The sequence below is a fragment of the Ruegeria sp. CDSB113 genome (genome assembly GCF_059611045.1).
The window spans coordinates 201,644-227,894 of record NZ_JBXWOU010000002.1 but is presented as its reverse complement, the minus strand read 5'-3'; the positions used below and the strand labels follow the sequence as shown (position 1 = coordinate 227,894).

The window sequence follows — 26,251 nt, the reverse complement described above, 5'->3', positions numbered from 1 at the left end:
ATTGTCCGCGATTCAGGGCACCCCCAAGCGCCCAAATTGTCCTGCGTTATAGGGACCGCGCGAAAAGGTGCAAGGGGGATCGGAAACAGGGGCGAAATTGCCGCTTTCCCCCCTTTCCCTTGGCGGCGTATTCTCTATACCGCGCAGCACGGCAAATGAGGATGCAATTGCGTATTCGTTTTGATCAGGGGCCAGCCGGGTCAGGAACCAGTTTCGACCGGCCAGCCGAGATGATCCGCGCGGACAATGCGGAGGACGTGCCCCACGCGTTGGAGGCGCTGGACGAGGCGCGCGCACAAGGGGCTTGGTTGGCCGGCTATGCCAGCTATGAGTTGGGGTACGTGCTGGAACCGCGTCTCTCTGAGCGCATGCCAGAAGGCCGTCGGCTGCCTTTACTATGCTTCGGCGTTTATGATCACCCCATTCAGCGGGAATTGCCCGCTGCATCCGGCGGAGTGACCCATTTTGAACCGCGCTGGGACGAGGTGCGGTACACGCAGGCGTTTCAACACGTGCATGACGCCATTGGGGCAGGGGATATCTATCAGGCCAACCTGACATTCCCGATTGATATGACTGTAGAGGGCGATAGCGCCGCGCTTTATGCCGCGCTCACGGCCGGACAGCCCGTAGGTCATGGCGCGTTGATCCAGCAGGATGGGTTGCCCGATCTACTCAGCCGGTCGCCTGAACTGTTCTTTCGCACAAACGCGGACCGCGGGATCGAAACCCGCCCGATGAAGGGGACCCAACCCCGCAGCGAGGATATGGCTGAAGACGCCCGGCGTCGCGCGTTCCTGGCGATCGACGAAAAGAACCGGGCTGAAAACCTGATGATCGTCGATCTGTTGCGCAACGATATCAGCCGCGTCGCGATGCCCGGATCCGTTAAGGTGCCCGAACTGTTCAAGGTCGAAACCTATGCGACCGTGCATCAGATGATCTCGCTGGTGCAGGCGCAGCTGCATATGGGCGCCGAGCTGTCCGATATCCTGACAGCACTGTTTCCCTGCGGTTCTATCACCGGTGCCCCCAAAATTCGTGCCATGGAGATTCTGTCCGATCTCGAACCCTGGCCTCGCGATGTTTATTGCGGTGCGATCGGCTGGGCCGCGCCGGACGGGCGTTCCGAATTCAACGTGGCGATCCGGACGCTGATGGTCGAGGATGGCGCGGCCACACTCAATGTCGGCGGTGGTGTGATCTGGGACAGCACGGCCCCATCGGAATATGAGGAAGCGCTATGGAAAGCTCGCTTTGCCCACCAGCTGACCCTGACTTCCGCCTGATCGAAACACTCGCCTTTCGACCCGGGCAAGGGTTTGTTCGCCGAGATCGGCATCTGGCCCGTATGGCTCGGTCAGCTGCGGCCATGGGCATTCCTTTCGATGCGGGCACCGCCATCCAGGCACTGGACACTGTCGTAGGGCAATCACCTCTGCGGTGCCGGCTTACGCTGGCAGTTGATGGAACATACGATGTCACAACCGGAGTACTGGCCGATAACCCACCATTATGGCGGGTCGCGGTCACCAAAATACGGCTATCCGCGTCGGATGTTTGGTTGCAGCACAAGACGACTCAACGCTCTGTTTATGACACGGCCCGCGCATCGTTGCCGGACGGAATAGACGAATTTCTGTTCCTGAACGAACGTGACGAGCTGTGCGAAGGGACCATCACCAACCTGTTCCTGCACATGCCGGACGGCCGACGTCTGACGCCAAAGCTGACCTGCGGATTGCTTCCGGGAATTCTGCGTGAAGAACTGATTGATAATAAACAGGTTACCGAAAGCGTCTTGTTCTTGACCGATCTGAAAAACGCGGAAAAAGTTTTCGTAGGGAATTCCTTACGTGGCCTGATCCGGGCGGAGTTGGCGGTATTGTGAGCAAACAAAGCGATTGGGCGCATGACGGGGCGCATCACGGGCGGCTACGGCTGGAGTTCGGTCTGTTCTTTGTCGCAGTACCAGTTCTGATCGCGGTCTTCTTCCCTCCGAATTGGATGTTTCCGTCGCTGTTCACCTTCACGGCCATCGGTATCATCCTGCTCCATTACACGCCCGGTTTTGCCTGGGCCGAGCTTCGGTACAACTGGCGCAACTGGAGTTGGCGCGAGCTTGCTTTGTTCACTGTGACCATGATTGCTTTCTGCTCGGCGGTCGTCATGGCGACGCGACCGGATGCTGCCTTTCGCATGCTTCTCTATCGGCCCGAATTTCTGGCTGTGATCTGGCTGGCTTACCCGATTGCTTCGGCCCTGCCGCAAGAGCTTTTGTTCCGGTCGCTGTTTTTCCGCCGCTACCAGGCGATCCTGCCAAACGGGAAGGCGGCTTACCTTCTGAACGCGTCCCTGTTTTCGCTGGCCCACCTCATGTACTGGAGCTGGATCGTCGCCGTCATGACCTTTGGCGGAGGGCTGTTGTTCACTTGGGCCTACCGCCAACGCGGGTCGTTTGTCTATGCGGTCCTGCTGCACGCGATTGCGGGAAATATCATCTTTGCGGCGGGTCTGGGCATCTATTTCTATTCCGGCAACGTGCAAAGGCCGTTTTGACAGCGCGACCTGCCTTGACTTTCCAAGCCTGACAGGGTGTACCGGCGCGACGAATTCTGCGCCCGAAGGGATATATCCATGCACGCCTACCGCAGCCACACCTGCGCCGCACTGACCGCCGCCAATGTCGGTGAAACCGTCCGCCTGTCCGGTTGGGTGCATCGGGTCCGAGATCACGGCGGCGTGCTGTTCATCGACCTGCGCGACCATTTCGGTGTGACACAGGTTCTGTGTGACGGCGACAGTGCTGCCTTTGCCGAGCTTGAGAAAGTACGTTCGGAATGGTGTATCCGCATCGACGGCACCGTCAAAGCACGTGACCCGGAACTTGTGAACTCGAAACTGCCGACCGGCGAGATTGAGGTTTACGTTCGTGAACTTGAGGTTCTGGGTGCTGCGGACGAGCTGCCGCTGATGGTGTTCGGAGATCAGGAATACCCCGAGGAAACGCGTCTGCGCTACCGTTACCTGGACCTGCGCCGCGAGGCGATGCAGAACAACATGACCTTGCGATCGGACGTTGTCGCCTCGATGCGCAAGCGTATGTGGGATCTGGGCTTCCGCGAGTATCAGACGCCGATCATCACCGCATCTTCGCCTGAAGGCGCGCGTGACTTCCTTGTGCCGTCGCGTTTGCACCCGGGCAAGTTCTACGCGCTGCCGCAGGCCCCACAGCAGTTCAAACAGCTGATAATGGTGTCGGGCTTCGACAAGTACTTTCAGATCGCGCCCTGCTTCCGTGACGAAGACCCACGTGCCGACCGCTCGCCCACCGATTTCTACCAGCTTGACCTTGAGATGTCGTTTGTCGAACAGCAGGACGTGTTCGACACGATCCAGCCGGTTCTAACCGGTGTGTTCGAAGAGTTCGGCGGAGGGCGTAAGGTCGATCAGGAATGGCCGCAGATTTCCTACAAAGATGCGGCGCTGTGGTACGGCAGCGACAAGCCCGATCTGCGGAACCCTATCAAAATGCAAGTGGTCTCTGACCACTTCCGCGGGTCTGGCTTCGCGATTTTCGCGAAGCTGCTGGAGCAGGAAGGCACCGAAATCCGCGCCATCCCCGCGCCGACCGGTGGTAGCCGTAAGTTCTGCGACCGCATGAACGCATTCGCTCAGAAAGAGGGTCTGCCCGGCATGGGCTACATCTTCTGGCGCGATCAGGGCGAAGGGATGGAGGCCGCCGGTCCGCTGGCCAAAAACATCGGCCCCGAACGTACCGAGGCCATCCGTCAGCAACTGGGGCTGGGCGTTGGCGATGCGGCATTCTTCCTGGGTGGCAAGCCCAAAGCCTTTGAAAAGGTCGCTGGTAAAGCGCGTGATGTGATCGGTGAGGAACTGAACCTGACCGAGAAAGACCGCTTCGCCTTTGCCTGGATCGTGGATTTTCCGATCTACGAGCAGGACGAAGAATCCGGTGCCATCGACTTTGAACACAACCCGTTCTCGATGCCGCAGGGCGGAATGGAGGCTCTGGAAGGCAATCCTCTGGATGTGCGAGGCTATCAGTACGACTTGGCTTGCAATGGGTATGAGCTGGTGTCGGGCGCAATCCGAAACCACAAGCCCGAGATCATGCTGAAGGCCTTTGAGCTGGCAGGCTATGGCGAGGATGAAGTCAAAAGCCGCTTTGGTGCGCTGTTCAACGCGTTCCATTATGGTGCCCCGCCGCACGGTGGCTGCGCCGCTGGCATCGACCGTATCGTGATGTTGCTGGCCGATGAAGCCAACATCCGCGAGGTCATGATGTTCCCCATGAACCAGCGTGCCGAGGATCTTATGATGGATGCACCATCCGATCCGACCTCGGATCAGATGATGGAGCTGGGCCTACGGATCATCCCTCAGGACTGAGAATAGCAAAACCCGCTGCTTGACCCTGCAGCGGGTTTTTTTGTGGCTTACGCTGTTGCAAAGGTCATGGCTATGGACCGGTATTCATAGCTTGGTCGCAGGTCTGCATAGCCCGTTAGTCGGGGGCCTATTCCCACGGGTCCCTAAATGACTTCCGGCTGGAGCGAATATCGCGGGCGGTGGCGCGGGTTTGCCAGTAGACCCAAAGACACAGGATCGTTGCGGTTATGAAGTAAGCGGTCATCATCTCAAATCGCCTCACGCTGTTCCAAACGGGACTGCACAATCCCGGCGACCTGAGCGGCCACGGCCGTTACTGGGGTCCCGTCTGCCCGGGATTCGGCAAGCCGCTGCACCGCTTCTGCCAAAACCGTATCCTCGGCATCGCGGGCGACCCCGCGCAGAAACTGTGCCGCGTAATCCAGCGTGCGCTGATCATTCGGACTGGCCAGAATGTCGGCGATATGGGCCATATCATCCTGATAGGCCATCGGATCGGCGTTAATGATCTCATCCCGGACGGCATGCAGGCTGTTGGGGCGGCGATCTTCGGGCAAACGTTCCAGGATGGACGTCTGAAAATAAGCCAGCGATTTTAGGGGTTTCGCTAAAAACCCGTCGGCACCGGCCCGCATTGCGGTGCGTTTCATGTGGTCATCCCCGGACATGCCAAGAATGGCCCCAATGCGGGGCGCAGCCTCAGACAGATCGGCGATCAGATCCGCGCCGGACCCGTCCGGCAGACCCATGTCCACAATGATGACAGACGGGCGGTAGATCTGCAGGTGACGCCGTGCCGATTGCAGGCAATCCGCCCGCCTGATGCGCGCGCCGCTGTGCAGGCACATCAACCGGATGGCGTCGCAGGCATAGCGGCTGTCTTCCACAACCAGAATAGTTTGTCCCAGCAGGGGCCGCGTGGCCGTCGGCTGCGCGGGAGAGGCGAAGGGGCTCGAATCGTCCATGGCAGAACTCCTAATCAGCAGATGCCTCACGCTAGGAACTTCTGGCTAACAGGGCGTTAACGGCAATTTGGCGCACTTGTTCTTTGTTCAATCAGCCCCCATAACCGCTGCAACGCAGAATAGAGGAGAGTTCCATGATTGGTCGCCTGAACCACGTAGCCATTGCCGTACCCGATCTTGAGGCTGCCTCTGAGCAGTACCGCAGCGCGCTGGGCGCGAAAGTTGGCGCGCCGCAGGATGAGCCGGATCACGGCGTCACAGTTGTGTTCATCGAACTGCCCAATACCAAGATCGAACTGCTCTATCCGATGGGCGATGACAGCCCGATCAACGGGTTTCTGGAAAAGAACCCCGCTGGCGGCATCCACCATGTCTGCTATGAGGTCGAGGATATCATCGCTGCCCGCGATCACCTGAAGGAAACCGGCGCGCGCGTGCTGGGTTCGGGTGAGCCCAAGATCGGTGCGCATGGTAAACCGGTGCTGTTCTTGCACCCCAAAGATTTTAACGGCTGCCTGGTCGAGCTGGAACAGGTGTAACCTAACCCCGGAGGGGATGAGATGTCGATTACTGGTGCGGCCGTTCTGTTCGCCGTGATCTGGTTCATGACCTTGCTGGTGGTGCTGCCAATCCGCATCAAGACGCAGGGGGATCTGGGTGATATCGTTCCGGGCACCCACGCGGGCGCACCGGAAGAGCATCACCTGAAGAAAAAGATGTGGATCACCACCGGTATCACGGTGGTGCTCTGGGCCATCATAGCAGGCATCATCCTGTCCGGCGTGATTTCTGTGCGTGATTTCGACTGGTTGAACCAGCTGGAGCCGCGCGGCTGATCTTTAAGCCATAGGCCCTGATAGCTTGTGGTAGATATGGGTAAATGTTGCGACCCCAAGGATTGGGATCACAAGGTTCACCAGCGGCACAGATAGCGGGATCGCCATCAAAATGCCTGCCATCCAGATGGTCGTTGCGTGTTTGGCGCGCAGCTTACGTGCACCTTCGCGACCCAACCTGCGCATGGCAGCCAACGTAAAGTATTCCTGCCCCAACAAGAAACCGTTCATGCCCCAGAAGATGAAGGGGGCGAGCGGAGTAAAGATCGCATAGAGGATCAGGGCCAGTAGGTTGGCAACGATCAGAACCCCCATGAAGCTCAGCCCGTCGCGCAGGCTTTCGCTGAACGGAATGCCGGGTACTGCTGGTAAAGTTGGGTAATGCTTGTCTTCGACCGCTTGCGCAACGTCTTCCAGAAACATCGACGTAATCGCCGAGGCCACCGGGACCATCAGAAATATTGGCAGGATCAGGACGACAAAGATGCCGGAATAATTCAGCACGTCGTTCAGCCACGGCACGGCCCCGATAAAGGGCAGAGAGATCTCGTTCCCCGACAGTCGGTTGATCAGCCAGATCGCCAAAGCACAGGCGGCGATCAGCAAAACGATCGTCAGACCAACGCCGCGCCACAGGACAGCCCGGAACTTTGGGTCGCCGATCTGTCCCAGCGCTGCAAAAAAGGCGTTGAGAATGGTCATTCCGAAACCCATTGCGTCAACCCATCCACGTCAGGGCGGGGTCTTTCGGGCGGTGCTTTGCCCTCGGTCGCGATATGGACCAGACCCGCGACGCGTTCATTTTCTTGCAGCCCGAACGCCTTTTGGCAAAAGTTGCGGTCGTGGGTCTGCCAACCGGACAGCCAGTTCGCGCCCCAACCGGCAGCAAGCGCCGCGTTCAGCAAAGCCAGGCACACTGCGCCAGCGGAATAGGTCTGTTCGATTGCAGGGATTTTCTCGGACGGCTTTTGAACCTCGATCACGGCGACCGCCAGATGGCCCATGTCGAACTGACTGCGGGCTTTGGCGATATCCTCAGCAGTTTTGCCAAGGGCAGCGCCACAATCTTCGGTTAGCTGCGCCAGGCGCGGCATGGCACCTTTCTCAAGCACGATAAAACGCCAGGGTTCCAGCTTGCCATGATCCGGACTGCGCGCCGCGGCCGTTAGCAGGGGTAACAGCTGGTCCCGCGTGGGCGCGGGTTCAATCAGCGTTTTTGCAGGGCGCGACCGGCGCGATTGCAGAAACTCCAGAGCGGCCGGATTCTTCAAGGACATATGTTAACTTCCTTTACATAGGCGGTTGTGTATGTGGTTGAACATCTGGCGGGTTTCAAGGGCAAGTAGCTGGATGCACGAGATCAATTTCACTCCCTGAGCGTTCGTGCAAGGGTGTTCAAGAAGAAGAGAGGGAAGATGGCCAAACCAAACCTGCGAAATGTACCGGATCTGAGCGCCCGCGCCGTACCCGATGAAGGGATCGAAGTCCGGGTCACGCCGAAAGCTGCGAAGGATGGGATTTTGACCGATCAGGGAAACATTCGCATCTTCGTCACCGCGCCGCCCGAAAACGGCAAGGCAAACGAGGCGGTGCGCAACATATTGGCCGTGGCAATGGGGGTCGCACCGTCCACTCTGATCCTCAGGCGGGGGCAGACGTCGCGCGACAATGTATTTGTCTATTCACCCTGATCCGGTGTTTCCCGGATTTGGTACACGCCTTCCGGCAAGTCCAAAGCCGCCGCCAGATCTCGCACCTGTTCAGGGGATAACGTGATCCTCTGAATCTGATCCGTGCGCGGGTCCAATTGTTCAAGCGTCACACATTCGGCGAAGCTGTTGATGACGACATCCTCTTGCAAAGGCTTTGGGCCTTCGTCCACTAGAGTAATGACTGTCGAGTCGAATTCATGCTCAATCGAAAACATGAAAGCAGAGTGCAGGTCAGTCGAATGCAATGCAACCCGTACTGTGCCAATCGGCCTGTGGTGATCGCCGCAGCTCCGCGTTATGGTCGTGAAAACGGGCCAACCGTTTCAAAGGATTATGAATGCGCCGTCTGATCTGTTTGTTTCTTTCCTTGTTGCTGGCGGCGTGCAGCGCCAATTCATTACGTGTTCAAACCGCTGCCGAATGGGCGCAGGAGGTCCAGGAGTTTAAGGCCGAAGCCGAAATGTTCCAGCAGGTCAGTAGGCAGGTTGGGGAACAGGCGCGCAAGGAATGTCTGCGGCGGTCAAACGTGACAAATTGCGAATTTACGACTTTGGTTGATCTAAACCCGAATGCTCAGGCCAATGCCTTTCAAACGCTGGACAACAAGAAACAGCCGGTCATCATTTTTACCCGAGCGTTGATCGAGTCCGCGGACAACGCGGATGAGCTGGCTTTTGTGATGGGGCACGAAGCAGCGCATCACATCCTGCGGCACATTCCGAGACAGTCCAAGAACGCACAGGACAGCGCTGCCATCTTCGGTGAACTGGCACGGTTAGGTGGCGCGGACGGTGCGGGTATTGAAGAGGCACAGAAATTGGGGGCAGAGGTCGGGGCGCAGGTCTATATCAAAGACTTCGAACTGGAGGCCGACCAGTTGGGCACAATCATTACTTTTAACGCAGGTTATAACCCGTTGATCGGCGCAAAATACTTTGAACGCATTCCCGACCCGGGCGATCAGTTCCTGGGCACACACCCCCCCAATGCACAACGCGTTAAGATGGTCAGGAACACCGCGCGACAGCTTGGACTGACGCAATGAGCTCCACGATACGGCTGGGCGTAATCCTGACGGATCGCGGATCTAAATACGCGGTGTCTGGGTCTGCGGTGCAAACGCGCGAAGACGTGGACGCTGTGCTGCAAGACCTCAAGTCCGACAAAGCCTATGCCAAGGCGACGCACAATACCTGGGCGACGATCTTGCCGACGGGGGCCCTCAAGGCCGACGACGGCGAAAGTGGTGCCGGAATGGTCATCCTGCGCATGCTCGAAAGGGCCGGACTGGAGGGCCACGTCATCATTGTCACCCGCTGGTACGGGGGCAAAAAACTAGGCGGTGACCGCTTTCGCAGGGTGCAGGACGCCACCCGCGCCTATCTGGACCATATCGGCGCCGGGTCTTGACCTGAGTCAAATGCCTGTTCGGGTCACTGCGCTATCCTGTCAGAACTGTGCGACAGGGAGACAGCGCAATGCTTGGCAAAAATACTCTGAAACGACATGCGGAACTGGTAGACCAGATGGCAACCCACGTCGGGGTCGACCTGGAAGATGCGGCCATAGGCGGCGACGTCTCGATTGACCAGATCTCTGATGCGGTCCTGCGTTGCAGAGATTGTTCGAACCCAGATCATTGCGCGCAGTTTCTGGCACAATCTGCCCAAGGCCAGAAAACCCCGGAATACTGCAGGAACACGTCCCTGTTTGACCGCCTCACTTCGCTGCTGGAAAGCAAGCGCGACGGTTAAGAAAAATCATGCCGCGCCATTGCTGTGTTTGACGGCGCTTTGTGCAAACAAAAGGCAGACCTGCCAATGACCCGAGATACTCTGGGCGACGTGGAGAAACACTTTTGGCTAACCCGGTCGGTGGCCAGATGTATGGATGTTTCGTTGACCGAAGCGATGGTCGAGGGGCGGTTGACCACCAATGGTTATGCGGAGATCGTGACGCGCTGTCGTGCCTCTGGGTGCAGCGACCAATGCGAATTGTGGCTGTCGAAACAACAGGTCAAAGCCGATTCGGCCCCTGAATTCTGCGCGAATGAGGAAACGCTGAACGCTTTGAAGACTTAGTCAGAGCTTGGAATGCGAACCGTCGCACAGCGGCGGATTGGCCGTTTGTTTGCACCCGCAAAAGAACACCTTTTTGCTGGTCTCGGCAGTAAACTTCACCGGTTCAAACTGGGTTCCCTTGTGTGAACCATCACAGAAGGGCTGGCGTTCTGACTTGCCACAAGCACACCAGAAGTAGGTTTTCCCTTCGGTCACTTCGACCGGGTAGGGGGCTTTTTGGGCAGGTTTCGGCTGATCTGACATGTGGCTGCTCCGCTTTTGGCTAATGTCGTGAAACAACTATAGGGCCTTCGTGCGGGGCGTGTAGAGCGCTTATGTTTCTTTAGGCAAGCAGCATGGTTTTGCCGCTCTCACAAAACTGTGATTGATTTTGTTGCAATAATATCAACGAGGTCGTATTTTGAGACTGGCCCCAGATAATAGGGCAATATGAGAAAATTTTTAGAGGATTGACGGACATGAAACTTAAATTTGCTGCCGTTAGCGCAATTGCCCTGGTTCTGGCTGCATGCTCGCAGCAGGAAGAGCCGACGCCGGTTTACATCACGCCTGAATACGACAAGTTCGGCACACCGAGCTGCCCGGCTGGAACAGACCTGGCCACGACCGAAGCGGGACAGACCATCTGTAACCCGGTCGCTCAGTAAGAATTCTGCGGGCGGTCCTGTTTTGGCCGCCCGCTTACTCAACACAGTCGACCGCCCTTGTTGGGCGGTTTTTTTATGTCCGCTTTATGCCGACGCGGGCTCGGATCTGAATGCACCGAAAATGGGCAATCATCGCCTCACCAGCCGTCAATATCCCTGTCCAAATGACTTGCGGTGATAGTGTTGACGCTTTGACCCGTACCGTGGCGCATAAAGGTAGCGATAGGATTTATTTTTTAGCTTTTTCTGAACGTAGGGCGCGTTCTTTGGAACCGGTTTTGGGTGGTAGACTTTGGGTGCGGAGACTTTCGGAGAATAGTAGTGCCGGTGAATGCGGATATTATTGCGGTTATGAACATGCTGCGATTTTGACCCAACAACAACTTGGCCGCTCGTTCCAACGGTGATGCTGCCTGCAGTCGCCGAGACGGCAAAAAGTTGGGACGCAAGTATCGCGGCCATGCAATTGAAAGAGATTGCACGAAAGTACGACATGAAAACCCTCCTTCTAGCGAGTTGAGGTTTCCATTCATGGTCCGGGAAAATCCCGTCTCAAGCCAGTAAACTTAAATCACGCTCTGCCTATCCGGGGTGAACGGGCACATTGGGTTTAGGTACGTGTGCCCCATAAATCGTATTCGCCGGCCTCATCGATCTCGACCGACACGATGTCACCAGGCTTCAGGTCATCGAACCCCTCATCGATAAACAGGTTCCCGTCGATCTCGGGCGCGTCTGCCTTGGTGCGGCATGTGGCGGCTTCGTCATCAACCTCGTCCACTATCACGTCCATGGTCTGGCCAACCTTGGCGGCCAGCTTAGCCTCGGAGATGGCCTGCGCTTTTTCCATGAAGCGGTCCCAACGCTCTTGCTTTACCTCGGCCGGTACGTGATCCGGCAGGTCGTTTGATCGCGCGCCATCGACGTTTTCGTATTGGAAGCAGCCAACACGATCCAGTTGCGCCTCGTCCATCCAATCCAGAAGGGTCTGGAACTCGGCCTCGGTCTCGCCCGGATAACCGACGATAAAGGTCGACCGCAGGGTGATGTCGGGGCAGGTTGCGCGCCATGCGGCGATCTCGTCCAAAGTTTTGGCCGCCGCCGCCGGGCGCGCCATGCGTTTCAGAACGTCCGGATGGGCATGCTGGAACGGAATATCCAGATAAGGCAGGATGTTGCATCCGGCGTCTGCCATCAGGGGGATCAACTCGCGCACATGCGGGTAGGGGTAGACGTAATGGAGCCGAACCCAGGCATCCAACTGCCCCAGCTCACGCGCCAGATCGGTGATGTGGCTGCGCACCTCGCGGTCCTTCCACGGGTTCACGTCGTATTTCCGATCCAACCCATAGGCAGACGTGTCTTGCGAAATAACCAGCAATTCACGCACGCCATTGTCGACCAGCTTTTCAGCTTCGCGCAGTACAGCATGTGCCGGACGGCTGGCGAGTTTCCCACGCATGTCGGGGATGATGCAGAACTTGCATTTGTGGTTACAGCCCTCGGATATCTTGAGATAGCTGTAATGGCGTGGCGTCAGTTGCACACTTGCGGCGGGCAGCAGGTCCACAAACGGGTCAGGATCTGGCGGCACGGCCGCATGCACCGCATCCAGCACCTGCTCGTATTGGTGCGGGCCGGTAACAGCCATGATGCGTGGGTGATGTTCGCGGATGTAATCCGGTTCCGCACCCAGACAGCCGGTCACGATGACTTTGCCATTCTCCACCAATGCCTCGCCAATTGCGTCCAGCGACTCGGCCTTAGCACTGTCGAGAAACCCGCAGGTATTCACGATCACGGCATCCGCGCCTGAATAGTCGGGCGAGATGCCGTATCCTTCGGCACGCAGGCGGGTCAGTATACGCTCACTGTCGACCAGGGCTTTGGGGCAGCCTAAGGAAACCATGCCAATTGTTGGCTGGTTCGAAACTGGCGTCTCGGGCATCCGGGCGGCAGGCGCCAGGTCGGGGCGGAGGTTTGGCGGGTTCGTTGTCATTGCGCGGCATATAGTGGGGAACGCTTCCCCTTGCAAATGTAGCGCAGGCTTTGGATGATCTTTTTTAACGCATGAAAAAGGCGGAGAGCAGAATATGAAGTGGCTGTTGCGCATAGTTTTCCTGTTGGTGGCGGTTTTTGGCTTGGTCATCGGGGCCTTGCTGCTGATGCCCGGCGAAAAGCTGGCCACCATATTGGCCGAGCAGGTCCGCACCCAAACCGGGCGTGACCTGAAGCTTACGGGCGATGTGAACCTGTCTTTCTGGCCCGTGCTGGGGCTGGAAACCGGTCCGGTGACTTTTGGAAATGCACAATGGGCCGGTCCTGAACCAATGCTAAGCGCCGAAAGCCTGGCCGTGGGGGTTGATGCTGCCGCGCTGATCTCCGGGGACCTGCGCATCAAACGGGTGATCGCCGATAATCCGGTTCTGCGGTTGGAACTTTCGGATGGGCGCGGGAATTGGGAACTTTCGGCACCCGCAAATGCAGCCTCGACAGGCGCCGCAAGTGGCGCGGTACCACAAGGGCAGCAGGGCGAGGTGACGCTGGATCATCTGAAGCTGACGAACGCGCGCTTGGTCTACATCGAGAATGGCGCGACCAAGTTCGATTTTGCCAATGTCAATCTGGCGGCCAGTTGGCCGGATGTTTCAGCGCCTCTGCAGGTACAGGCTCAAATGGCGGTGCCCGGGGGGGCTGTCGATGTCGACCTCAAGATTCAAGATCTGCCAGCTTACGCGTCCGGCGCGGTAACGCCGCTGGATCTGACCATGACCGCGCCCGGGGGAGAGTTCGGTTTTGTCGGGCGGGTCAATCTGGCTGGTGAAATGGATGGCAGATTGCTGGCCAAAACGACGAACACGGAACGCATGCTGGCTGCTTTTGGGCAGGCCGGTGTAGGGGTGCCATTGGGACTGGGGCGCGAGGCCGATGTGGCCGGGCAAATGACCTATACCAGTGATGGTCGGGTATCTTTACGCAACTTGGTGGCGTTGCTGGATAATAACCGCCTGACTGGTGAGGCAGATATCGTTATCTCGGACCCGCCGCAGATTACCGCACGGCTGGAAGGCGGTGACCTAGATCTTACTCAATTCAACGGCGCGTCTGGTGGCGCTGGCGGAGGGTCGGCACCGTCGCCTGACCAAGAGTGGTCGACCACCCCGATTGATGCGTCTGCGCTGGCCTTGGCGAACGGTAAAATCCGCCTCAAAGCCAATTCCATTGCCGTACCGGGACTGACGTTGGGACCCAGTGATCTGACGCTTAACCTTGATCGATCCAGAGCGGTTCTTCAGATGAACCCTGCCACATTGTTTTCAGGGCATCTGAACGGGCAAGTAGTTGCCAACAACCGGAACGGTTTGTCGGTCGGCGGCAATCTGACCGCGGATGGCATGGACGTACAGCAAGCTCTGTCCGCCCTTGGCGGGATCGAGCGGTTGTCCGGCACCGGATCAGGGTCGTTTGAGTTTCTGGGAGTTGGACAGACCGAAGATCAGATCATGCGTTCACTCAGCGGCAAGGGGCATGTGGATGTGGGCAAGGGCGTGATCTCGGGGTTTGATCTGGACCGCCTGATGGGCCGCAGCGGGGGCGAGGGCGGCACAACCGTGTTCAACAGCCTGTCCGCCAGCTTCACCATGGATCAAGGGGTATTGTGGAACAACGACCTGTTGATGTCCCTGGATAACTTCCGGGCTGACGGTTCCGGTCGGGTCGGAATCGGCAACCGCGATATCGACTATCTTTTCACACCTGTTGCGCTGCGCGCGAACTCGGGAAACGGCATCGCGGTACCAGTGAAAATCGTCGGACCGTGGAGCAATCCGTCGATCAAGCCGGACCTGACCAAAGTCATCGAGGCCGTTGCGGAAGGAAAGGCCAAAGAGCTTGAAGATGAGGCCAAGCAAAAAGTCTTGGACAAAGTCGGGGACGAGCTGAATACGGCGATCACGGACAGCGATCAGATCGAAGACGCCATCAAGAACAAACTCGAAGACGAAGTGAACAAGGGGCTGCTGAAGCTGTTTGGCGGTAACTAATCAGCGCCAATACGCAAGGGTTTCGGGGCAGAAGGTGCCCCGAAACGCAGTAGCGCTTAGATGGTCTGATCGTAGTCGCCCACACCGGGTTCCGTGCGAATGACCGCGTCGATATCGGCAAAGATTGCGCGCATTTCGTCCTCGCTTTCGCTGCTTTCGCAGACCACAACAAGGTTCGGAGTGTTCGAGGACGCGCGCACCAAACCCCAGCTGCCATTGTCCAGAATGACACGGGCACCATTGACGGTGACAACCTCTTTGATCGCGCGACCGGCAAAGGTGTCTCCAGCATCCGCCTTGGCAACCAGCTTGTCGACCAGCCGCTGAAGGATATCATACTTCTCGGTATCGGCTGCATAGGGCGACATGGTCGGCGTCGACCAGGTTTTCGGCAGCGCCTTGCGCAGGTCCGACATGCTTTGGTCCGGATTGCGATCCATCAGCTTGCAGATTTCAACGGCAACCCGCATCCCGCAGTCGTAGCCGCGCCCGATAGGTTCAGCCAGAAAGTAGTGACCAGACTTCTCAAAGCCGGCCAGCGCGTTGATCTCTTTGACCCGCCGCTTCATGTGGCTGTGGCCGGTTTTCCAATAATCCGCTTTGACACCAAGGGCCTGCAATTCAGGGTCGCTGGCAAACAGACCAGTGGATTTCACATCTGCCACAAACGTCGAGTTCGGATACAATTTGGCCAGATCGCGGGCCATGATCACGCCGACCTTATCGGCGAAGATCTCCTCACCCTCATCATCCACAACACCGCAGCGATCGCCGTCGCCGTCAAAGCCCAGAGCCAGATCGGCGCCGCTGGCTTTCACAGAGGCGGACATGTCGTGCAACATCTCCATAGCCTCGGGGTTGGGGTTATAGTGGGGGAAAGTGTAGTCCAATTGGGTGTGGCTGGGCACCATTTCGACGCCAATGCGCTCAAAAATCTCAGGCGCAAAGGCCGAAGCCGTTCCGTTTCCAGTTGCGCACACGACTTTCAGCGGACGGGACATTTTGAAATCACCGACCAGATCGTCGATGTATGCCTCTTTCACGCCCTCGACGAATTCATAGGACCCACCTTCATGAGTGGCGCCTTCGCCGTTCAGGACAATGTCACGCAATTCCGACATCTCATCGGGGCCATGGGTCAGCGGGCGGTCAAAGCCCATCTTCACCCCAGTCCAGCCGTTCGGGTTGTGGCTGGCTGTGACCATGGCCACGGCAGGCACATCCAGATGGAATTGCGCAAAATAGGCCATAGGGCTAAGCGCGGGGCCAATATCTTTGACCTGAATGCCAGCCTGCATCAGCCCCAGGATCAGCGCGTTTTTGATCGCCAGCGAGTAGTCGCGATAGTCGTTGCCCACCGCAATCACTGGTTCGATCCCACGTTTGCGCATCTGTGTGCCCAGACCCAAACCAAGCGCGGTCATGCCGGGCAGATTGATCTCTTCAGGGTATTTCCAGCGCGCGTCATATTCGCGAAAGCCGGTTGGCTTGATCATCGGATCGCGTAGAAAACTCCAGGTGTTCGGGGTCACCTCAGGGATGGGTTTCGTCATGCTATTGCTCTTACTCAAATCTTTATAGGATTGGCTTTGGCCAATGCATCAAAGCGCATCAAAGTGTCAATCAATTGAGGCATTTGATCCAGATAGATCATGTTAGGCCCGTCTGACGGAGACTTGTCTGGGTCTTCGTGTGTTTCAATAAACACAGCACCCACGCCGATGGCGGCAGCTGCGCGCGCCATCACCGGAGCAAATTCACGCTGACCGCCGGTCGAACCTCCAAGCCCTGCAGGCTGTTGAACCGAGTGGGTTGCGTCCATCACAACCGGATAGCCCGTCGCCGCCATCTGCAGGAGCGAGCGCATATCTGTCACCAAGGTGTTGTACCCAAACGAGGTGCCGCGTTCTGTAAGCAGAATATTCGAGTTACCAACACTCTCGATCTTGGCGACAATATTCGCCATATCCCATGGTGCTAGAAATTGCCCTTTTTTGACATTGATCGCTGCGCCTGTTTGGGCTGCGGCCAACACCAAGTCGGTTTGACGGCACAATAACGCGGGAATCTGCAAAACATCACAAACATTGGCCGCATCTGTGCATTGCTCTGGCGTATGTACGTCAGTCAGGACAGGCACCCCAATTTGTTTTTTCACACCTTCCAGAATGTCCAGTCCTTTGGCAATTCCGGGTCCACGGACACCTGATATTGAGGTGCGGTTTGCCTTGTCATACGAGGCCTTAAAAACGTACTGCGCACCGGCGGCATCACAGGCTTCTTTCATTTTGCCTGCGATCATTTGCGCATGATCCGCGCTTTCAAGCTGGCAAGGGCCAGCAATGATCGTCAGAGGCAGATCATTGCCGACCGTGAGATCGGAGATTTTTACATGTTTCATGTGTCTTACGAGGATACCTGTTCACGAAGGACCGACGCGGTAAGCGAGATCAACAGGTAGATACCAGCAAACAACAGAAAAGCCAAAATCGTATTTTCGAACTTGCGCGGATAGGTGGGTTCCTGACTTGGCACAGGCCTCACGGACACTGTCAGATAGCGCACTTTGCGGTTTGCCTCTGTCCGTGTGGTTTCCATTTGCTGCATGGCTGTCTGCAGCATCATGTCCCTGGCAACAAGATCGGCCTGCGCCATCTGAATCCGAACACTAAGCCGCGCGAGCGAGTTTTCGCCTGCAGACACATCCAGCATTTCCGCGTTGAGTTCTGCCAACACAACCTCAAGGCGCGCGATGTCCGCACGAGCACCATCCACCTTGGCCTGGTTCGGACGACGGTTGTCCAGCAATGCGGCCAGTTGCAGCTCTTTTTCCTGAATCTGTGTTTCCAAGGCGTCGATGCGGCCACGCAAGCTGGCGATGACGTTTTGCGGGTCCAGCAGTGCGCCTTGAATCTGAAGTTCGATCAGATCTTCCTGCGCTTTTCTGCGCTCCTTCTGTGCCATTTCAAAACCATCCAGTGCGTCGCGCATCTGGTCCTCGCGCTTGAGTTCTGTAAGCCCATTTATGGTTTCTTCGGCGTAAGACAGAAGACGGTCAGAGATGGCCACCGAAATCTGCGGATCAGGTGCCGCAACTTCCATCCGGATAATGCCGTCGCTCGGGTCGTATCCGATCGTGATCATGCGTCGGAATAGCTTGTAGGCCTCTTCCAGTGTGGCGTCCGGCGAAAGCCGTTGAATAGGGTCGATCCAGTCTTGCTTGAAAATCTCTGCATAGCCCATGTCGCGCTCAAGCCTCAGCAGCGCGTCCTTGGACTCCAAAAATTCCTGTGTGGCGACAGAATCCTGTGCGGTGGCGAATTGTGTGCCCGCCAAAAGCCCACCGAAAGCTGCGCCGCCCCCGTCTGCCTGCAGGATTGAGAAGGCCGAGTCACTGGCATACATGGGCGTTGCCACACGATAGAAATAGAAACCGACAATAAAGGTCGGAAGAAAGACGAAAACCGCCAGGCGGGCAAACAATGCAAGCAGCTTGCGACGGCGACGGCGGGCGATATCTTTCTGTATCTCGCCAATTTCAAACTCGCGCCTCTGCGCGGGGGTCATCTCGGGCCCGGGTAGGGTCCTTCCACCTTCGCTGACCGTTTGCGGCAAATGAATCGTGACCTTGTCCTTGGTCTGATCCTCGTTCTGCGTCGGTTCATCCGTCATCCCCAACAAATTGGCACGATGAAACGGGTCGATGCCCTTTTGGCGCAGCAAACGCACTGCATCATAGTCCGAAGTCGCGTCTAGGCCGTTCTTTTGCGCCAGTCTGCGTGCCATCCGTAATTGGCGTCCGGTCAGCCCCTCACGTTTGATTGCGTCAATCTCGGTATTGGACTCCGAGTCATTGGCCGCAGCGGGTGGCTGCGTCGCCTTTCGAATGCGCGAAATGGCGTCAGCGCGTTCTTCTTCCGTTCCCGCGTTGCGGCGTTTGCGGTGCCAGTTGTAGATGCTAGCCTTGGGTTTGGTAGTCATATAGCTGCTTTGCCTCTTCCAAGGTGTCGAACATGTAAAGCTGCCCATCCATCAAAACGGCAGCCTCTTGCGCAAATTTTTCTAGCACGGAGGGGTTGTGTGACACGATCACCAGCGTCGTCGTCCGCAGTTTTTCCCGAAGGATGTCACCGGCCTTCCTGTTGAATTCGGCATCCGTCGACGCCGGCATCCCTTCGTCAATCAGGTACATGTCGAAATCAAGCGCCAACATCAGAGCAAATGTAAAGCGCGCTTTCATACCGCTGGAGTAAGTGGCCAAGGGTTGGTCGAAATACTCTCCCAATCCACACAGCCACTTGCAATAAGATTCGACATAATCGGGGTCCATCCCGTAAATATTGGCGACGTAGCGCGCGTTTTCCAGGGCGGACAAATTACCCGCAACACCTCCGGTGAAGCCCATAGGGAAAGACACCCGGCAGGACTTTCGAATCACGCCTTCATCGGGCTTTTCCAGCCCCGCCATCATATTGATCAACGTGGTCTTGCCGGTTCCGTTAGGTGCAAGAATGCCAATCGAGCGGCCTAGTTCCACGCGGAACGAGACGCTGTCCAGGATCACCTTGCGGCGTGTCCCGGTCCAGAAGGATTTACTGACATTTTCAAACTCAAGCATTAAGGACCTGCCGCTTGCACCTTGTTAATAGTCCGGATGTGCCGACAATCGGGTTGTTATCCTACGTTTTATGTGGGCCATATTATGTCGAGTTTTGGTGGCAATGATCAATGCACCGGCACGTGTGCTGTTAGTATTGTGACTTTTCCATCGGTTGGACCCACGCATTGCGTTGACTATCTTTCAGGATGACCGTCAACCAATTTGATGCAGGAAACCTTGCCATCTGATGAATTCGCTACAGAAAGAAATCTCGGCCTGCCGAATCTGCGCGCAAAGATTTGCCGCGACAGAGACCGCCCATCAGCCGCGCCCGGTGGTCTGGTTTCAGCCGGGAACGCCGATTTTGGTTGCCGGTCAGGCTCCGGGTGCACGGGTGCATGAATCGGGTCGGCCGTTTACCGATCCGTCCGGAGATCGATTGCGGGATTGGCTTGGGGTGGATGAAGCCGTGTTCTACGACCGATCACGGGTTTCAATCGTGCCGATGGCTTTTTGTTTTCCGGGTTATGATGCGCGCAAGGCGGATTTGCCGCCCCCCCCTGTGTGCGGCAAAACCTGGCACAACAAAGTCATGCAAACGCTTGGGGATATACCCCTGACTATTTTGGTGGGTGGGCACGCTCATAAATACCACCTGCATGTGCGCAGCTCGGTGACGGAAACGGTTCGCAACTGGCGGGACCATGCGCCGCGCGTCTTTGCCTTGCCTCATCCCTCGTGGCGGAATACGGCATGGATGAAGAAAAACCCGTGGTTCCAGACCGACCTTCTGCCGGTTCTGCGTGCGCGGGTGCAAGAGGTTCTGAATGACTGAAACCACGGCTCTGGACACTGCCTACGCCGCAATGACTGCCGCCCCACAAGATGATGCAGCGCGATTGCGGTTCTTTGAACGGCTTGCCGACAGCGAGCTGTTTCTGATGCTGATAGAAGAGGCGAAGGGCGAAAACATCTCACCCGAGTTGTTCGACGTCGCCGATGGGCGCTTTGTGCTGGCCTTTGACCGAGAGGACCGGTTGGCGCGGTTTGCCGAACGTCCTGTCCCTTATGTGGCGCTTTCGGGCCGGGTGTTGTCCTCCATGCTCGCGGGGCAGGGGATTGGGCTGGGCCTCAACCTCGAAGTTGCGCCGTCCTCTATGCTGATCCCGTCCGAGGCGCTGGGCTGGCTGGCGGAAACTCTGCAGCATGGACCAGAGGAGGTTCAGCAACGGTTGGCAGAGTTCTTGCCCCCTGCGGGCCTGCCCGACGATCTGTTGACCGCGCTAGACGCAAAACTTGCCACCGCAGTTGGGCTGGCGGAAGCTGCGTATTTGGTGGGAACGAAGTCCGAAGGCGGCGGTTCCGGTCACCTGCTTGGGTTCATTGGTGCGGTCGAAGGAGCCGAGCCGGCACTGGCCAAAGCCGCGTCCGAGGCGTTGACGTTTTCCGGGATTGAGGCAGGGGCAATGGATGTCGGGTTCTTCGGTGCGCACGATCAGGCTGCTGCCTCTTTAGCGCGGGTTGGTTTGCGGTTCGATCTGCCGCAACCAGAGGCGCGTGTTGTCGCGCAGACGATACCCGGCAGCAACCCGGATAAACCGCCTATTCTGAAGTAGGAAAAAGCCCCGCACACGAATGGTCTGCGGGGCTTTTCGGATTATTCCGCAGCAGCTTCCAGTTTGTCCTGGGTGCGGGTTTCGAAATCGCTGGCCTCGTGGCGTTCGTGCAGCTGGGTATGAGGCTCACCGAACGGGCGGTTGACCATGCGGCCCCGCTGAACGGCAGGGCGTGCGTCGATGGCCTTGGCCCACCGCATGACGTTCTTGTAGGATTCCACGTCCAGGAATTCTGCGGCGCTGTACAGACGGCCCAAAACCAGCTGGCCATACCAGGGCCAGATCGCCATGTCTGCGATAGTGTATTCCTCGCCCGCGATGTACGTCTTGTCGGCCAACTCACGATCCAGAACGTCCAGCTGGCGCTTGGTCTCCATCGTAAAGCGGTCAATTGGGTATTCGAACTTTTCTGGCGCATAGGCGTAGAAATGGCCAAATCCACCGCCCAGATAGGGTGCGCTGCCCATCTGCCAGAAGACCCAGTTCATGACTTCCGCACGCTCCGGTCCGGACGCGGGCAAAAACGCACCAAACTTTTCGGCTAGGTGAAAGAGGATCGAAGCGCTTTCGAACACGCGTGTCGGCTTGTCGCCCGAGCGATCCCAAAGAGCGGGGATTTTAGAATTTGGGTTGGCCCCGACAAAACCCGAGCTGAACTGATCGCCTTCGCCGATATTGACCAGCCAGGCGTTGTATTCGGCACCTTCGTGACCCAGCGCCAGCAGTTCCTCCAGCATTACGGTCACTTTGACGCCATTGGGGGTGGCCAGCGAATAAAGCTGCAGCGGGTGCCGTCCAATCGGCAGATCCTTGTCGTGGGTGGCGCCAGCGATTGGGCGATTGATGTTGGCAAATTGGCCGCCATTCTGGCTGTCCCATGTCCAGACCTTTGGGGGCGTATAGGTCGGTTGCTCGCTCATTTCTTGCCTTTCTTCGCAAAGTGCAGGTGAATTGTCCGTCCATCACAACAGCTAATGTTGCAAAGCACCGAGTCCAACCCCCCAGAGCGCAGCGTTTTTGTAACAATCCTCACCCGACATCTCACGAATTCTCATTCAACGTCACAGCGACGCGAGGGGGACTTCGCAAGCGATCTGAATCACCTATTGTATGTTCAGACCCGCAAGTTCGGGTAAATCAACAACCCCGAGGACAAAAGGACTTACCACCATGAAACGTTTTGCCCTGACTGTAGCTGCGGCACTGACCCTTGCCGCTCCGGCCTTTGCTGGTGACCAGTATATCGATGGCACCGGGTTCGCCGTATCCGGCTACGATGTCGTCGCCTACCGCGGTCTGGATCAGGTTGCGGTTGGTCAATCTCAGCCCGCACCTGTACGCGGCCGTGCAGATATCACCGCGGAATACAATGGTGCCACCTGGGCATTTTCGTCTGAAGAGAACCGCGACAAATTTCAGGAGAACCCAGCCTTCTACGCACCGCAATATGACGGACATTGCGCATACGGTGTGTCGAAGGGCGGCAAAGTCCCTGCAAACCCGAATCTGTGGCGCATCGTCGATGACAAGCTTTACCTGAACATCACCGATGTGGTCGTCGGTTTCTGGGAAGAAGACGTGCCAGGCAATATCAACCTCGCCGAAGGCAACTGGCCGGGGATCGAACCCGATGGCGCATCCTCCAGCGTGATCCCGAAATTCACCTCGGAAGGCCCGGTTACAAACTAAGTGGCCACTCACCAAGTCAAAGCCCGGCTCATTTCAGCCGGGCTTTTTTGTCAATGCGCAAACGAGAATTCGTCCCGCATCTGCTGATCGGCATCGAACCGAATGCGAACGCTTTTGGCCCCGGGGAACGTACGCGCAGTAATCGCTTCGGGCACAACAACCTCGCCACCGCCAGAGTCGTTGGACTGGAAATTCAGTACCTCGGTTTCCGTCTGGCGTGAGCTTGCCAAAACCGACGTGGGCAATGCCACGCGGTTTGCACCTTCATAGACCGGCGTTGAGACAAAGAATGTCACATGGCGTCCAAAGAACCCGACCGCATCGGGCACATGGTCCGATTTGCACATCAGTTCAGACTCCGGCGTTTCGACCTCGTCCGATCGGTCCGGCAACGCTGTGTTCAGCAGGGCGCGGCATGCGTTGATGTCGGCGGTTTCCAGTGTAAGAATACGACGGCGCAGTTTCGGGCGTCGGGGTTTTCCCGATCCAACACCCTTGCCCGCCAGCCCTTCCTTGCGCAAAAAATCATATGCATCTTTGGCGCGGGTAAATCCGGAACTATCGCCCTCGGCCTGGTCTGGATGACCATGGAACGCAATGTCCCGCCAAGCGCTTCTGATGTCGTCCGAACTGGCGTTTTGATCCAACCCCAAAGCATGCAGTGCTTCTGTGCGGGCTTTGATCTTCTCAACAGTTTCCATAACCCAATTTACTCATTACAAAATACAAAAACGTCACTGCTTCAGTTTGAGCAGGACGGTGAATTTGTCAAATTTCACGCAAAATTGAAGTGCTTACGGGAACAATTGCAGCGCGTCGCGGCAATTGTTCTTAGTTTCTTTCCTGGCAGTGGAATACTGTCTTTTGGGCCGACCCGGTTAGGCCACGTTTTGCAGATCAGCCTTCGGCGTTATGCCAAGGGCAAAGCACACGTCACGTGTCAATTCCGGCCGGTTCAGCGTGTAGAAATGCAGTTTGTCCACGCCCCCGTCGATCAGGTCCGAGCACAGCTCGGTACACAATGCCGTGGCCAGCAAATCTTCACGGTCATCGCGCACGGCCTTTTCGAAGGCTTGCTCGACCCAATCCGGAATGCGTGTGCCGCAGCGTTTGGCGAAGTTTCGTGCGCCTTTCCAGTTCTCGATGGGCAGAATGCCGGGCACAATAGGCTTGTCTATGCCGGCTTTTTCGCAGGCGTCCCGGAACCGGAAAAACGTCTCGGCCTCAAAAAAGAACTGGGTCAGGGCCTCGTCTGCCCCTGCATCCAGTTTGGCCTTGAGCCAATCGATGTCAGTGCGGGCGTTCTGTGCTTCGGGGTGAATGTCGGGGTAGGCGCCGACCCGAATGTTGAACATCTCGGTCTCAGCCAGGGCCGAGATCAGTTCGACCGAATTTGCAAAACCTTCAGGGTGTGGCTCAAAACGATCCTGACCGCTTGGCGGATCACCGCGTAGGGCAACGATATCCTGAACGCCCGCGCGCGCGAAAGTATCCGCGATTTCCAGCGTTTCCTGCCGCGAGGCATCGACACATGTCAAATGCGCAGCAACAGGCAGCCCCGAGGATTTGTGCAGGGTCGCCACCGCATCACGGGTCAGCTCCCGCGTTGTGCCACCCGCACCATAGGTGACCGAGACAAAGCGCGGCTCTAGAGGGGCCAGAGTCTGGACCGTGTCCCAAAGACGAAACGAGGCTTCGAGCGTCTTGGGCGGAAAGAACTCGAATGAAATTTCTGGCTTGGTCATCTCGGCCTCATTTGATTGGTGCAGGGACCTTGTGCCAGTTCGGGCAATGTGAGACAAACTCATATTATTCAAGAACAACATGAGTATCACTGCAATGCACATTGAATTCCGCCACCTGCGCACGATCAAGGCGATCCACGAATGCGGTGGGCTTGCCCGTGCGGCGGATCAACTGAACATCACCCAATCCGCGCTGAGTCATCAGATCAAAGGGTTAGAGGATCAGGCGGGGGTTGAATTGTTCCTACGCCGGTCCAAACCGATGAAACTGTCTGCGGCCGGGCTGCGCCTGTTGCGTTTGGCCGAACAGATATTGCCGCAAGTTCAGGCCATACAACAGGAATTCTCGTCGCTTCGGGATGGGCGCGCTGGGCGGATGCATATCGCGATCGAATGTCACGCGTGTTTCGAATGGTTATTCCCGGTGCTTGAATCTTTCCGGAAATCATGGGGTGATGTGGACGTCGATATCCGCCCAGGTTTGGCATTTGATGCCCTGCCAGCACTGCAAAAAGAAGAGGTGGATCTGGTCGTCTCGTCCGACCCCGAGGACCTGCCGGGCATCGAGTTCATTGAACTTTTTGACTATGATGCCGTCTTTGTCGCGGCATCATCCCACCCGTTGGCGCAGAAGGATTTCATCGAGGCCGAGGATTTCCGTGGTCAGACCCTGATTACCTATCCGGTCGAGCGCACCCGGTTGGATGTGTTTAGCCAGTTGTTGATACCCGCGCGGGTCGAACCGGCCGCGATCCGGCAGGTTGAATTGACTGCAGTGATCCTTTTGCTGGTCGCGTCGAACCGCGGTATTTCGGTGCTGCCTGACTGGGTTGTGCGCGAAGTGAAGTACAATTCCGACTACGTCACTCGCCCCCTGACCAAGGGCGGCATCACCCGCAGGCTTTACGCGGCAGTGCGCACCGAGGACTTAGAAAAACCTTTCGTACAAGAGCTGATTCAGCTGGCCGAAACCGAGGCGCGCAAGCTGCAAGAGCAATAGGCAAAAAACGCGGGTCTGCTATGCGCATCATTCCTCTTGGCAAGGGCGCTTTGCATCAGTATACGCGCGGTTTGACCGGACAGGAGCCTTTGGACAATGGTTGGCAGTGCAAACCTCAACATCATGATCAAAGCCGCGCGTAAGGCGGGGCGTTCTTTGGTCAAGGATTTCCGTGAAGTCGAGAACCTTCAGGTTTCGATGAAAGGCGCAGGCGACTTTGTGTCCAAAGCTGACATTGCTGCCGAGGCGATCCTGAAAGAGGAACTGCTGGGCGCACGCCCGACCTACGGGTGGTTGGCCGAAGAGGGTGGCGTGATTGAGGGCGAAGACCCGACCCGCCGCTGGATCGTCGACCCGCTGGACGGCACCACGAACTTCTTGCACGGCCTGCCGCACTGGGCGATCTCAATCGCGCTGGAACATAAGGGCAAGATCGTCGCCGGTGTTATCTATGACGCCGCCAAGGATGAGATGTTCTTTGCCGAAAAAGGCGAAGGCGCTTGGATGAACGACATGCGTATCCGCGTGTCGGGCCGTCATCGGATGATCGAGTCGATTTTCTCGACGGGCCTGCCTTTTGGTGGCCGTTCGGACCTGCCTGCGACCCTGCAGGATCTGGCGCGTCTAATGCCTGCTTGTGCTGGTGTGCGCCGCTGGGGTGCCGCCGCGCTGGACATGGCTTATGTGGCAGCGGGGCGTTACGAAGGTTTTTGGGAGCGTCGCCTGAATTCCTGGGATGTGGCCGCCGGAATCATCATCGTCCAAGAAGCGGGCGGATTTGTTCAGGCGCTAAACCCTGAAGGCAACGTTTTGGAAGACGGTGAAGTGATCTGTTCGAACGAGCCGATTTTCGACCAGTTTTCCAAGGTGATACGGGGCTGACTGGCCACATAGCAATTCCGCA

31 protein-coding genes are annotated in these 26,251 nt (G+C 57.2%); 18 read left to right on the top strand and 13 right to left on the bottom strand.

Annotation, left to right across the window (positions count from 1 at the left end):
• The first annotated feature begins 161 nt into the window (after nt 1-161).
• The 4 genes from AC2FIS_RS05575 to aspS all read left to right on the top strand — a co-directional run bounded on the left by AC2FIS_RS05575 (nt 162) and on the right by aspS (nt 4,413).
• Nucleotides 162-1,289: an aminodeoxychorismate synthase component I gene (locus AC2FIS_RS05575; RefSeq protein WP_496772527.1), complete on the top strand. Its 1,128-nt coding sequence runs from the start codon at nt 162-164 to the stop codon at nt 1,287-1,289.
• On the top strand, nt 1,244-1,891 hold the full coding sequence (locus tag AC2FIS_RS05570) for an aminotransferase class IV family protein (RefSeq protein WP_496772286.1): 648 nt from the start codon (nt 1,244-1,246) through the stop codon (nt 1,889-1,891). The genes AC2FIS_RS05575 and AC2FIS_RS05570 overlap by 46 nt, the downstream gene beginning before the upstream one ends.
• On the top strand, nt 1,888-2,559 hold the full coding sequence (locus tag AC2FIS_RS05565) for a CPBP family intramembrane glutamic endopeptidase (protein ID WP_496772285.1): 672 nt from the start codon (nt 1,888-1,890) through the stop codon (nt 2,557-2,559). Before AC2FIS_RS05570 ends, AC2FIS_RS05565 begins: the two co-directional genes overlap by 4 nt.
• A 78-nt stretch (nt 2,560-2,637) precedes the next feature.
• The gene (gene aspS / locus AC2FIS_RS05560; RefSeq protein WP_496772284.1) at nt 2,638-4,413 is read left to right on the top strand and encodes an aspartate--tRNA ligase; all 1,776 of its coding nucleotides are present in this window, start codon (nt 2,638-2,640) and stop codon (nt 4,411-4,413) included.
• 248 nt (nt 4,414-4,661) lie between these two features.
• Here the strand turns inward: aspS and AC2FIS_RS05555 are convergent, their stop codons facing one another.
• Nucleotides 4,662-5,378, bottom strand: a complete 717-nt coding sequence (locus AC2FIS_RS05555) for a response regulator (protein ID WP_282168948.1) — start codon at nt 5,376-5,378, stop codon at nt 4,662-4,664.
• A 134-nt stretch (nt 5,379-5,512) separates the two neighbouring features.
• Between AC2FIS_RS05555 and mce the strand changes: the two genes are divergently transcribed.
• Together mce and AC2FIS_RS05545 are read left to right on the top strand one after the other, a co-directional pair.
• Nucleotides 5,513-5,917 (top strand): methylmalonyl-CoA epimerase, encoded by a 405-nt coding sequence (mce, locus tag AC2FIS_RS05550; protein ID WP_282168947.1) that lies wholly within the window; start codon nt 5,513-5,515, stop codon nt 5,915-5,917.
• A gap of 21 nt (nt 5,918-5,938) precedes the next feature.
• Nucleotides 5,939-6,214, top strand: coding sequence for a DUF1467 family protein (locus AC2FIS_RS05545; RefSeq protein ID WP_058275562.1), 276 nt, complete (start codon nt 5,939-5,941; stop codon nt 6,212-6,214).
• Between the two features lie 3 nt (nt 6,215-6,217).
• On the opposite strand, the gene AC2FIS_RS05540 is transcribed toward AC2FIS_RS05545, so the two are convergent.
• Complete coding sequence (locus AC2FIS_RS05540) at nt 6,218-6,916, bottom strand: EI24 domain-containing protein (protein WP_496772283.1); 699 nt, start codon at nt 6,914-6,916, stop codon at nt 6,218-6,220.
• A complete protein-coding gene (locus tag AC2FIS_RS05535) occupies nt 6,913-7,491 on the bottom strand; it encodes a nitroreductase family protein (protein WP_496772282.1) in 579 nt (192 codons plus the stop codon). The genes AC2FIS_RS05540 and AC2FIS_RS05535 overlap by 4 nt, the downstream gene beginning before the upstream one ends.
• Nucleotides 7,492-7,629: 138 nt before the next feature.
• On the opposite strand from AC2FIS_RS05535, the gene AC2FIS_RS05530 reads away from it, so the two are divergent.
• Nucleotides 7,630-7,905, top strand: a complete 276-nt coding sequence (locus AC2FIS_RS05530; protein WP_496772281.1) for a DUF167 domain-containing protein — start codon at nt 7,630-7,632, stop codon at nt 7,903-7,905.
• On the opposite strand, the gene AC2FIS_RS05525 is transcribed toward AC2FIS_RS05530, so the two are convergent.
• The gene (locus AC2FIS_RS05525) at nt 7,893-8,141 is read right to left on the bottom strand and encodes a DUF8831 family protein (RefSeq protein WP_108859312.1); all 249 of its coding nucleotides are present in this window, start codon (nt 8,139-8,141) and stop codon (nt 7,893-7,895) included. The two genes, AC2FIS_RS05530 and AC2FIS_RS05525, sit on opposite strands and share 13 nt — an antisense overlap.
• A 122-nt stretch (nt 8,142-8,263) precedes the next feature.
• Between AC2FIS_RS05525 and AC2FIS_RS05520 the strand changes: the two genes are divergently transcribed.
• The 4 genes from AC2FIS_RS05520 to AC2FIS_RS05505 all read left to right on the top strand — a co-directional run bounded on the left by AC2FIS_RS05520 (nt 8,264) and on the right by AC2FIS_RS05505 (nt 10,007).
• Nucleotides 8,264-8,971: a M48 family metallopeptidase gene (locus tag AC2FIS_RS05520; RefSeq protein ID WP_496772280.1), complete on the top strand. Its 708-nt coding sequence runs from the start codon at nt 8,264-8,266 to the stop codon at nt 8,969-8,971.
• Complete coding sequence (locus tag AC2FIS_RS05515; RefSeq protein WP_496772278.1) at nt 8,968-9,336, top strand: YigZ family protein; 369 nt, start codon at nt 8,968-8,970, stop codon at nt 9,334-9,336. The genes AC2FIS_RS05520 and AC2FIS_RS05515 overlap by 4 nt, the downstream gene beginning before the upstream one ends.
• A gap of 68 nt (nt 9,337-9,404) precedes the next feature.
• Entirely contained in the window at nt 9,405-9,680 is a 276-nt protein-coding gene (locus AC2FIS_RS05510) for a DUF6455 family protein (protein ID WP_496772277.1), read from the top strand.
• Between the two features lie 66 nt (nt 9,681-9,746).
• Entirely contained in the window at nt 9,747-10,007 is a 261-nt protein-coding gene (locus AC2FIS_RS05505; protein ID WP_496772276.1) for a DUF6455 family protein, read from the top strand.
• On the opposite strand, the gene AC2FIS_RS05500 is transcribed toward AC2FIS_RS05505, so the two are convergent.
• Entirely contained in the window at nt 10,008-10,250 is a 243-nt protein-coding gene (locus tag AC2FIS_RS05500; protein WP_058275570.1) for a CDGSH iron-sulfur domain-containing protein, read from the bottom strand.
• Nucleotides 10,251-10,465: 215 nt separating this feature from the next.
• Here AC2FIS_RS05500 and AC2FIS_RS05495 point away from each other — a divergent pair, with 215 nt between their 5' ends.
• Nucleotides 10,466-10,654 (top strand): hypothetical protein, encoded by a 189-nt coding sequence (locus AC2FIS_RS05495; protein WP_113789885.1) that lies wholly within the window; start codon nt 10,466-10,468, stop codon nt 10,652-10,654.
• 610 nt (nt 10,655-11,264) lie between these two features.
• Here AC2FIS_RS05495 and rimO read toward each other — a convergent pair.
• Entirely contained in the window at nt 11,265-12,653 is a 1,389-nt protein-coding gene (rimO, locus tag AC2FIS_RS05490; RefSeq protein WP_496772275.1) for a 30S ribosomal protein S12 methylthiotransferase RimO, read from the bottom strand.
• Between the two features lie 94 nt (nt 12,654-12,747).
• Here rimO and AC2FIS_RS05485 point away from each other — a divergent pair, with 94 nt between their 5' ends.
• The gene (locus tag AC2FIS_RS05485; RefSeq protein ID WP_496772274.1) at nt 12,748-14,697 is read left to right on the top strand and encodes an AsmA family protein; all 1,950 of its coding nucleotides are present in this window, start codon (nt 12,748-12,750) and stop codon (nt 14,695-14,697) included.
• A 56-nt stretch (nt 14,698-14,753) separates the two neighbouring features.
• On the opposite strand, the gene AC2FIS_RS05480 is transcribed toward AC2FIS_RS05485, so the two are convergent.
• From AC2FIS_RS05480 to AC2FIS_RS05465, 4 genes are read right to left on the bottom strand one after another with little or no spacing between them, the layout of a single operon-like run.
• A complete protein-coding gene (locus tag AC2FIS_RS05480) occupies nt 14,754-16,250 on the bottom strand; it encodes a phosphomannomutase/phosphoglucomutase (RefSeq protein WP_496772273.1) in 1,497 nt (498 codons plus the stop codon).
• 14 nt (nt 16,251-16,264) lie between these two features.
• A complete protein-coding gene (gene kdsA, locus AC2FIS_RS05475) occupies nt 16,265-17,098 on the bottom strand; it encodes a 3-deoxy-8-phosphooctulonate synthase (protein WP_496772272.1) in 834 nt (277 codons plus the stop codon).
• Between the two features lie 5 nt (nt 17,099-17,103).
• Nucleotides 17,104-18,678 (bottom strand): KpsE/RkpR family capsule polysaccharide export protein, encoded by a 1,575-nt coding sequence (locus AC2FIS_RS05470; RefSeq protein ID WP_496772270.1) that lies wholly within the window; start codon nt 18,676-18,678, stop codon nt 17,104-17,106.
• Complete coding sequence (locus AC2FIS_RS05465; RefSeq protein ID WP_496772269.1) at nt 18,656-19,315, bottom strand: ABC transporter ATP-binding protein; 660 nt, start codon at nt 19,313-19,315, stop codon at nt 18,656-18,658. The genes AC2FIS_RS05470 and AC2FIS_RS05465 overlap by 23 nt, the downstream gene beginning before the upstream one ends.
• A gap of 229 nt (nt 19,316-19,544) precedes the next feature.
• Between AC2FIS_RS05465 and AC2FIS_RS05460 the strand changes: the two genes are divergently transcribed.
• Together AC2FIS_RS05460 and AC2FIS_RS05455 are read left to right on the top strand one after the other, a co-directional pair.
• Nucleotides 19,545-20,132 (top strand): uracil-DNA glycosylase family protein, encoded by a 588-nt coding sequence (locus tag AC2FIS_RS05460; protein ID WP_496772268.1) that lies wholly within the window; start codon nt 19,545-19,547, stop codon nt 20,130-20,132.
• Nucleotides 20,125-20,913: an SseB family protein gene (locus tag AC2FIS_RS05455; protein ID WP_496772267.1), complete on the top strand. Its 789-nt coding sequence runs from the start codon at nt 20,125-20,127 to the stop codon at nt 20,911-20,913. The genes AC2FIS_RS05460 and AC2FIS_RS05455 overlap by 8 nt, the downstream gene beginning before the upstream one ends.
• Before the next feature lie 41 nt (nt 20,914-20,954).
• Here the strand turns inward: AC2FIS_RS05455 and yghU are convergent, their stop codons facing one another.
• Complete coding sequence (gene yghU, locus AC2FIS_RS05450) at nt 20,955-21,833, bottom strand: glutathione-dependent disulfide-bond oxidoreductase (protein ID WP_496772266.1); 879 nt, start codon at nt 21,831-21,833, stop codon at nt 20,955-20,957.
• Nucleotides 21,834-22,083: 250 nt separating this feature from the next.
• Between yghU and AC2FIS_RS05445 the strand changes: the two genes are divergently transcribed.
• Entirely contained in the window at nt 22,084-22,602 is a 519-nt protein-coding gene (locus tag AC2FIS_RS05445) for a YHS domain-containing (seleno)protein (protein ID WP_496772265.1), read from the top strand.
• 50 nt (nt 22,603-22,652) lie between these two features.
• Here AC2FIS_RS05445 and AC2FIS_RS05440 read toward each other — a convergent pair whose 3' ends face one another.
• Nucleotides 22,653-23,303: a J domain-containing protein gene (locus tag AC2FIS_RS05440; protein WP_496772264.1), complete on the bottom strand. Its 651-nt coding sequence runs from the start codon at nt 23,301-23,303 to the stop codon at nt 22,653-22,655.
• A gap of 177 nt (nt 23,304-23,480) precedes the next feature.
• Nucleotides 23,481-24,347: a methylenetetrahydrofolate reductase [NAD(P)H] gene (gene metF, locus AC2FIS_RS05435; protein ID WP_496772263.1), complete on the bottom strand. Its 867-nt coding sequence runs from the start codon at nt 24,345-24,347 to the stop codon at nt 23,481-23,483.
• Nucleotides 24,348-24,441: 94 nt separating this feature from the next.
• Between metF and AC2FIS_RS05430 the strand changes: the two genes are divergently transcribed.
• Nucleotides 24,442-25,347: a LysR family transcriptional regulator gene (locus tag AC2FIS_RS05430; RefSeq protein ID WP_496772526.1), complete on the top strand. Its 906-nt coding sequence runs from the start codon at nt 24,442-24,444 to the stop codon at nt 25,345-25,347.
• Nucleotides 25,348-25,443: 96 nt separating this feature from the next.
• Nucleotides 25,444-26,229, top strand: a complete 786-nt coding sequence (locus AC2FIS_RS05425; RefSeq protein WP_058275936.1) for an inositol monophosphatase family protein — start codon at nt 25,444-25,446, stop codon at nt 26,227-26,229.
• Nucleotides 26,230-26,251: the final 22 nt, after the last annotated feature.

What these genes read in the sequence shown, in the direction of transcription:
- AC2FIS_RS05575 (WP_496772527.1), top strand. Translation starts at nt 162, where the DNA reads ATGCAATTGCGTATTCGTTTTGATCAGGGGCCAGCCGGGTCAGGAACC.
- AC2FIS_RS05570 (WP_496772286.1), top strand. Translation starts at nt 1,244, where the DNA reads ATGGAAAGCTCGCTTTGCCCACCAGCTGACCCTGACTTCCGCCTGATC.
- aspS (WP_496772284.1), top strand. Translation starts at nt 2,638, where the DNA reads ATGCACGCCTACCGCAGCCACACCTGCGCCGCACTGACCGCCGCCAAT.
- AC2FIS_RS05555 (WP_282168948.1), bottom strand. Translation starts at nt 5,378, where the DNA reads ATGGACGATTCGAGCCCCTTCGCCTCTCCCGCGCAGCCGACGGCCACG.
- mce (WP_282168947.1), top strand. Translation starts at nt 5,513, where the DNA reads ATGATTGGTCGCCTGAACCACGTAGCCATTGCCGTACCCGATCTTGAG.
- AC2FIS_RS05545 (WP_058275562.1), top strand. Translation starts at nt 5,939, where the DNA reads ATGTCGATTACTGGTGCGGCCGTTCTGTTCGCCGTGATCTGGTTCATG.
- AC2FIS_RS05540 (WP_496772283.1), bottom strand. Translation starts at nt 6,916, where the DNA reads ATGACCATTCTCAACGCCTTTTTTGCAGCGCTGGGACAGATCGGCGAC.
- AC2FIS_RS05535 (WP_496772282.1), bottom strand. Translation starts at nt 7,491, where the DNA reads ATGTCCTTGAAGAATCCGGCCGCTCTGGAGTTTCTGCAATCGCGCCGG.
- AC2FIS_RS05530 (WP_496772281.1), top strand. Translation starts at nt 7,630, where the DNA reads ATGGCCAAACCAAACCTGCGAAATGTACCGGATCTGAGCGCCCGCGCC.
- AC2FIS_RS05525 (WP_108859312.1), bottom strand. Translation starts at nt 8,141, where the DNA reads ATGTTTTCGATTGAGCATGAATTCGACTCGACAGTCATTACTCTAGTG.
- AC2FIS_RS05520 (WP_496772280.1), top strand. Translation starts at nt 8,264, where the DNA reads ATGCGCCGTCTGATCTGTTTGTTTCTTTCCTTGTTGCTGGCGGCGTGC.
- AC2FIS_RS05515 (WP_496772278.1), top strand. Translation starts at nt 8,968, where the DNA reads ATGAGCTCCACGATACGGCTGGGCGTAATCCTGACGGATCGCGGATCT.
- AC2FIS_RS05510 (WP_496772277.1), top strand. Translation starts at nt 9,405, where the DNA reads ATGCTTGGCAAAAATACTCTGAAACGACATGCGGAACTGGTAGACCAG.
- AC2FIS_RS05505 (WP_496772276.1), top strand. Translation starts at nt 9,747, where the DNA reads ATGACCCGAGATACTCTGGGCGACGTGGAGAAACACTTTTGGCTAACC.
- AC2FIS_RS05500 (WP_058275570.1), bottom strand. Translation starts at nt 10,250, where the DNA reads ATGTCAGATCAGCCGAAACCTGCCCAAAAAGCCCCCTACCCGGTCGAA.
- AC2FIS_RS05495 (WP_113789885.1), top strand. Translation starts at nt 10,466, where the DNA reads ATGAAACTTAAATTTGCTGCCGTTAGCGCAATTGCCCTGGTTCTGGCT.
- rimO (WP_496772275.1), bottom strand. Translation starts at nt 12,653, where the DNA reads ATGACAACGAACCCGCCAAACCTCCGCCCCGACCTGGCGCCTGCCGCC.
- AC2FIS_RS05485 (WP_496772274.1), top strand. Translation starts at nt 12,748, where the DNA reads ATGAAGTGGCTGTTGCGCATAGTTTTCCTGTTGGTGGCGGTTTTTGGC.
- AC2FIS_RS05480 (WP_496772273.1), bottom strand. Translation starts at nt 16,250, where the DNA reads ATGACGAAACCCATCCCTGAGGTGACCCCGAACACCTGGAGTTTTCTA.
- kdsA (WP_496772272.1), bottom strand. Translation starts at nt 17,098, where the DNA reads ATGAAACATGTAAAAATCTCCGATCTCACGGTCGGCAATGATCTGCCT.
- AC2FIS_RS05470 (WP_496772270.1), bottom strand. Translation starts at nt 18,678, where the DNA reads ATGACTACCAAACCCAAGGCTAGCATCTACAACTGGCACCGCAAACGC.
- AC2FIS_RS05465 (WP_496772269.1), bottom strand. Translation starts at nt 19,315, where the DNA reads ATGCTTGAGTTTGAAAATGTCAGTAAATCCTTCTGGACCGGGACACGC.
- AC2FIS_RS05460 (WP_496772268.1), top strand. Translation starts at nt 19,545, where the DNA reads ATGAATTCGCTACAGAAAGAAATCTCGGCCTGCCGAATCTGCGCGCAA.
- AC2FIS_RS05455 (WP_496772267.1), top strand. Translation starts at nt 20,125, where the DNA reads ATGACTGAAACCACGGCTCTGGACACTGCCTACGCCGCAATGACTGCC.
- yghU (WP_496772266.1), bottom strand. Translation starts at nt 21,833, where the DNA reads ATGAGCGAGCAACCGACCTATACGCCCCCAAAGGTCTGGACATGGGAC.
- AC2FIS_RS05445 (WP_496772265.1), top strand. Translation starts at nt 22,084, where the DNA reads ATGAAACGTTTTGCCCTGACTGTAGCTGCGGCACTGACCCTTGCCGCT.
- AC2FIS_RS05440 (WP_496772264.1), bottom strand. Translation starts at nt 23,303, where the DNA reads ATGGAAACTGTTGAGAAGATCAAAGCCCGCACAGAAGCACTGCATGCT.
- metF (WP_496772263.1), bottom strand. Translation starts at nt 24,347, where the DNA reads ATGACCAAGCCAGAAATTTCATTCGAGTTCTTTCCGCCCAAGACGCTC.
- AC2FIS_RS05430 (WP_496772526.1), top strand. Translation starts at nt 24,442, where the DNA reads ATGCACATTGAATTCCGCCACCTGCGCACGATCAAGGCGATCCACGAA.
- AC2FIS_RS05425 (WP_058275936.1), top strand. Translation starts at nt 25,444, where the DNA reads ATGGTTGGCAGTGCAAACCTCAACATCATGATCAAAGCCGCGCGTAAG.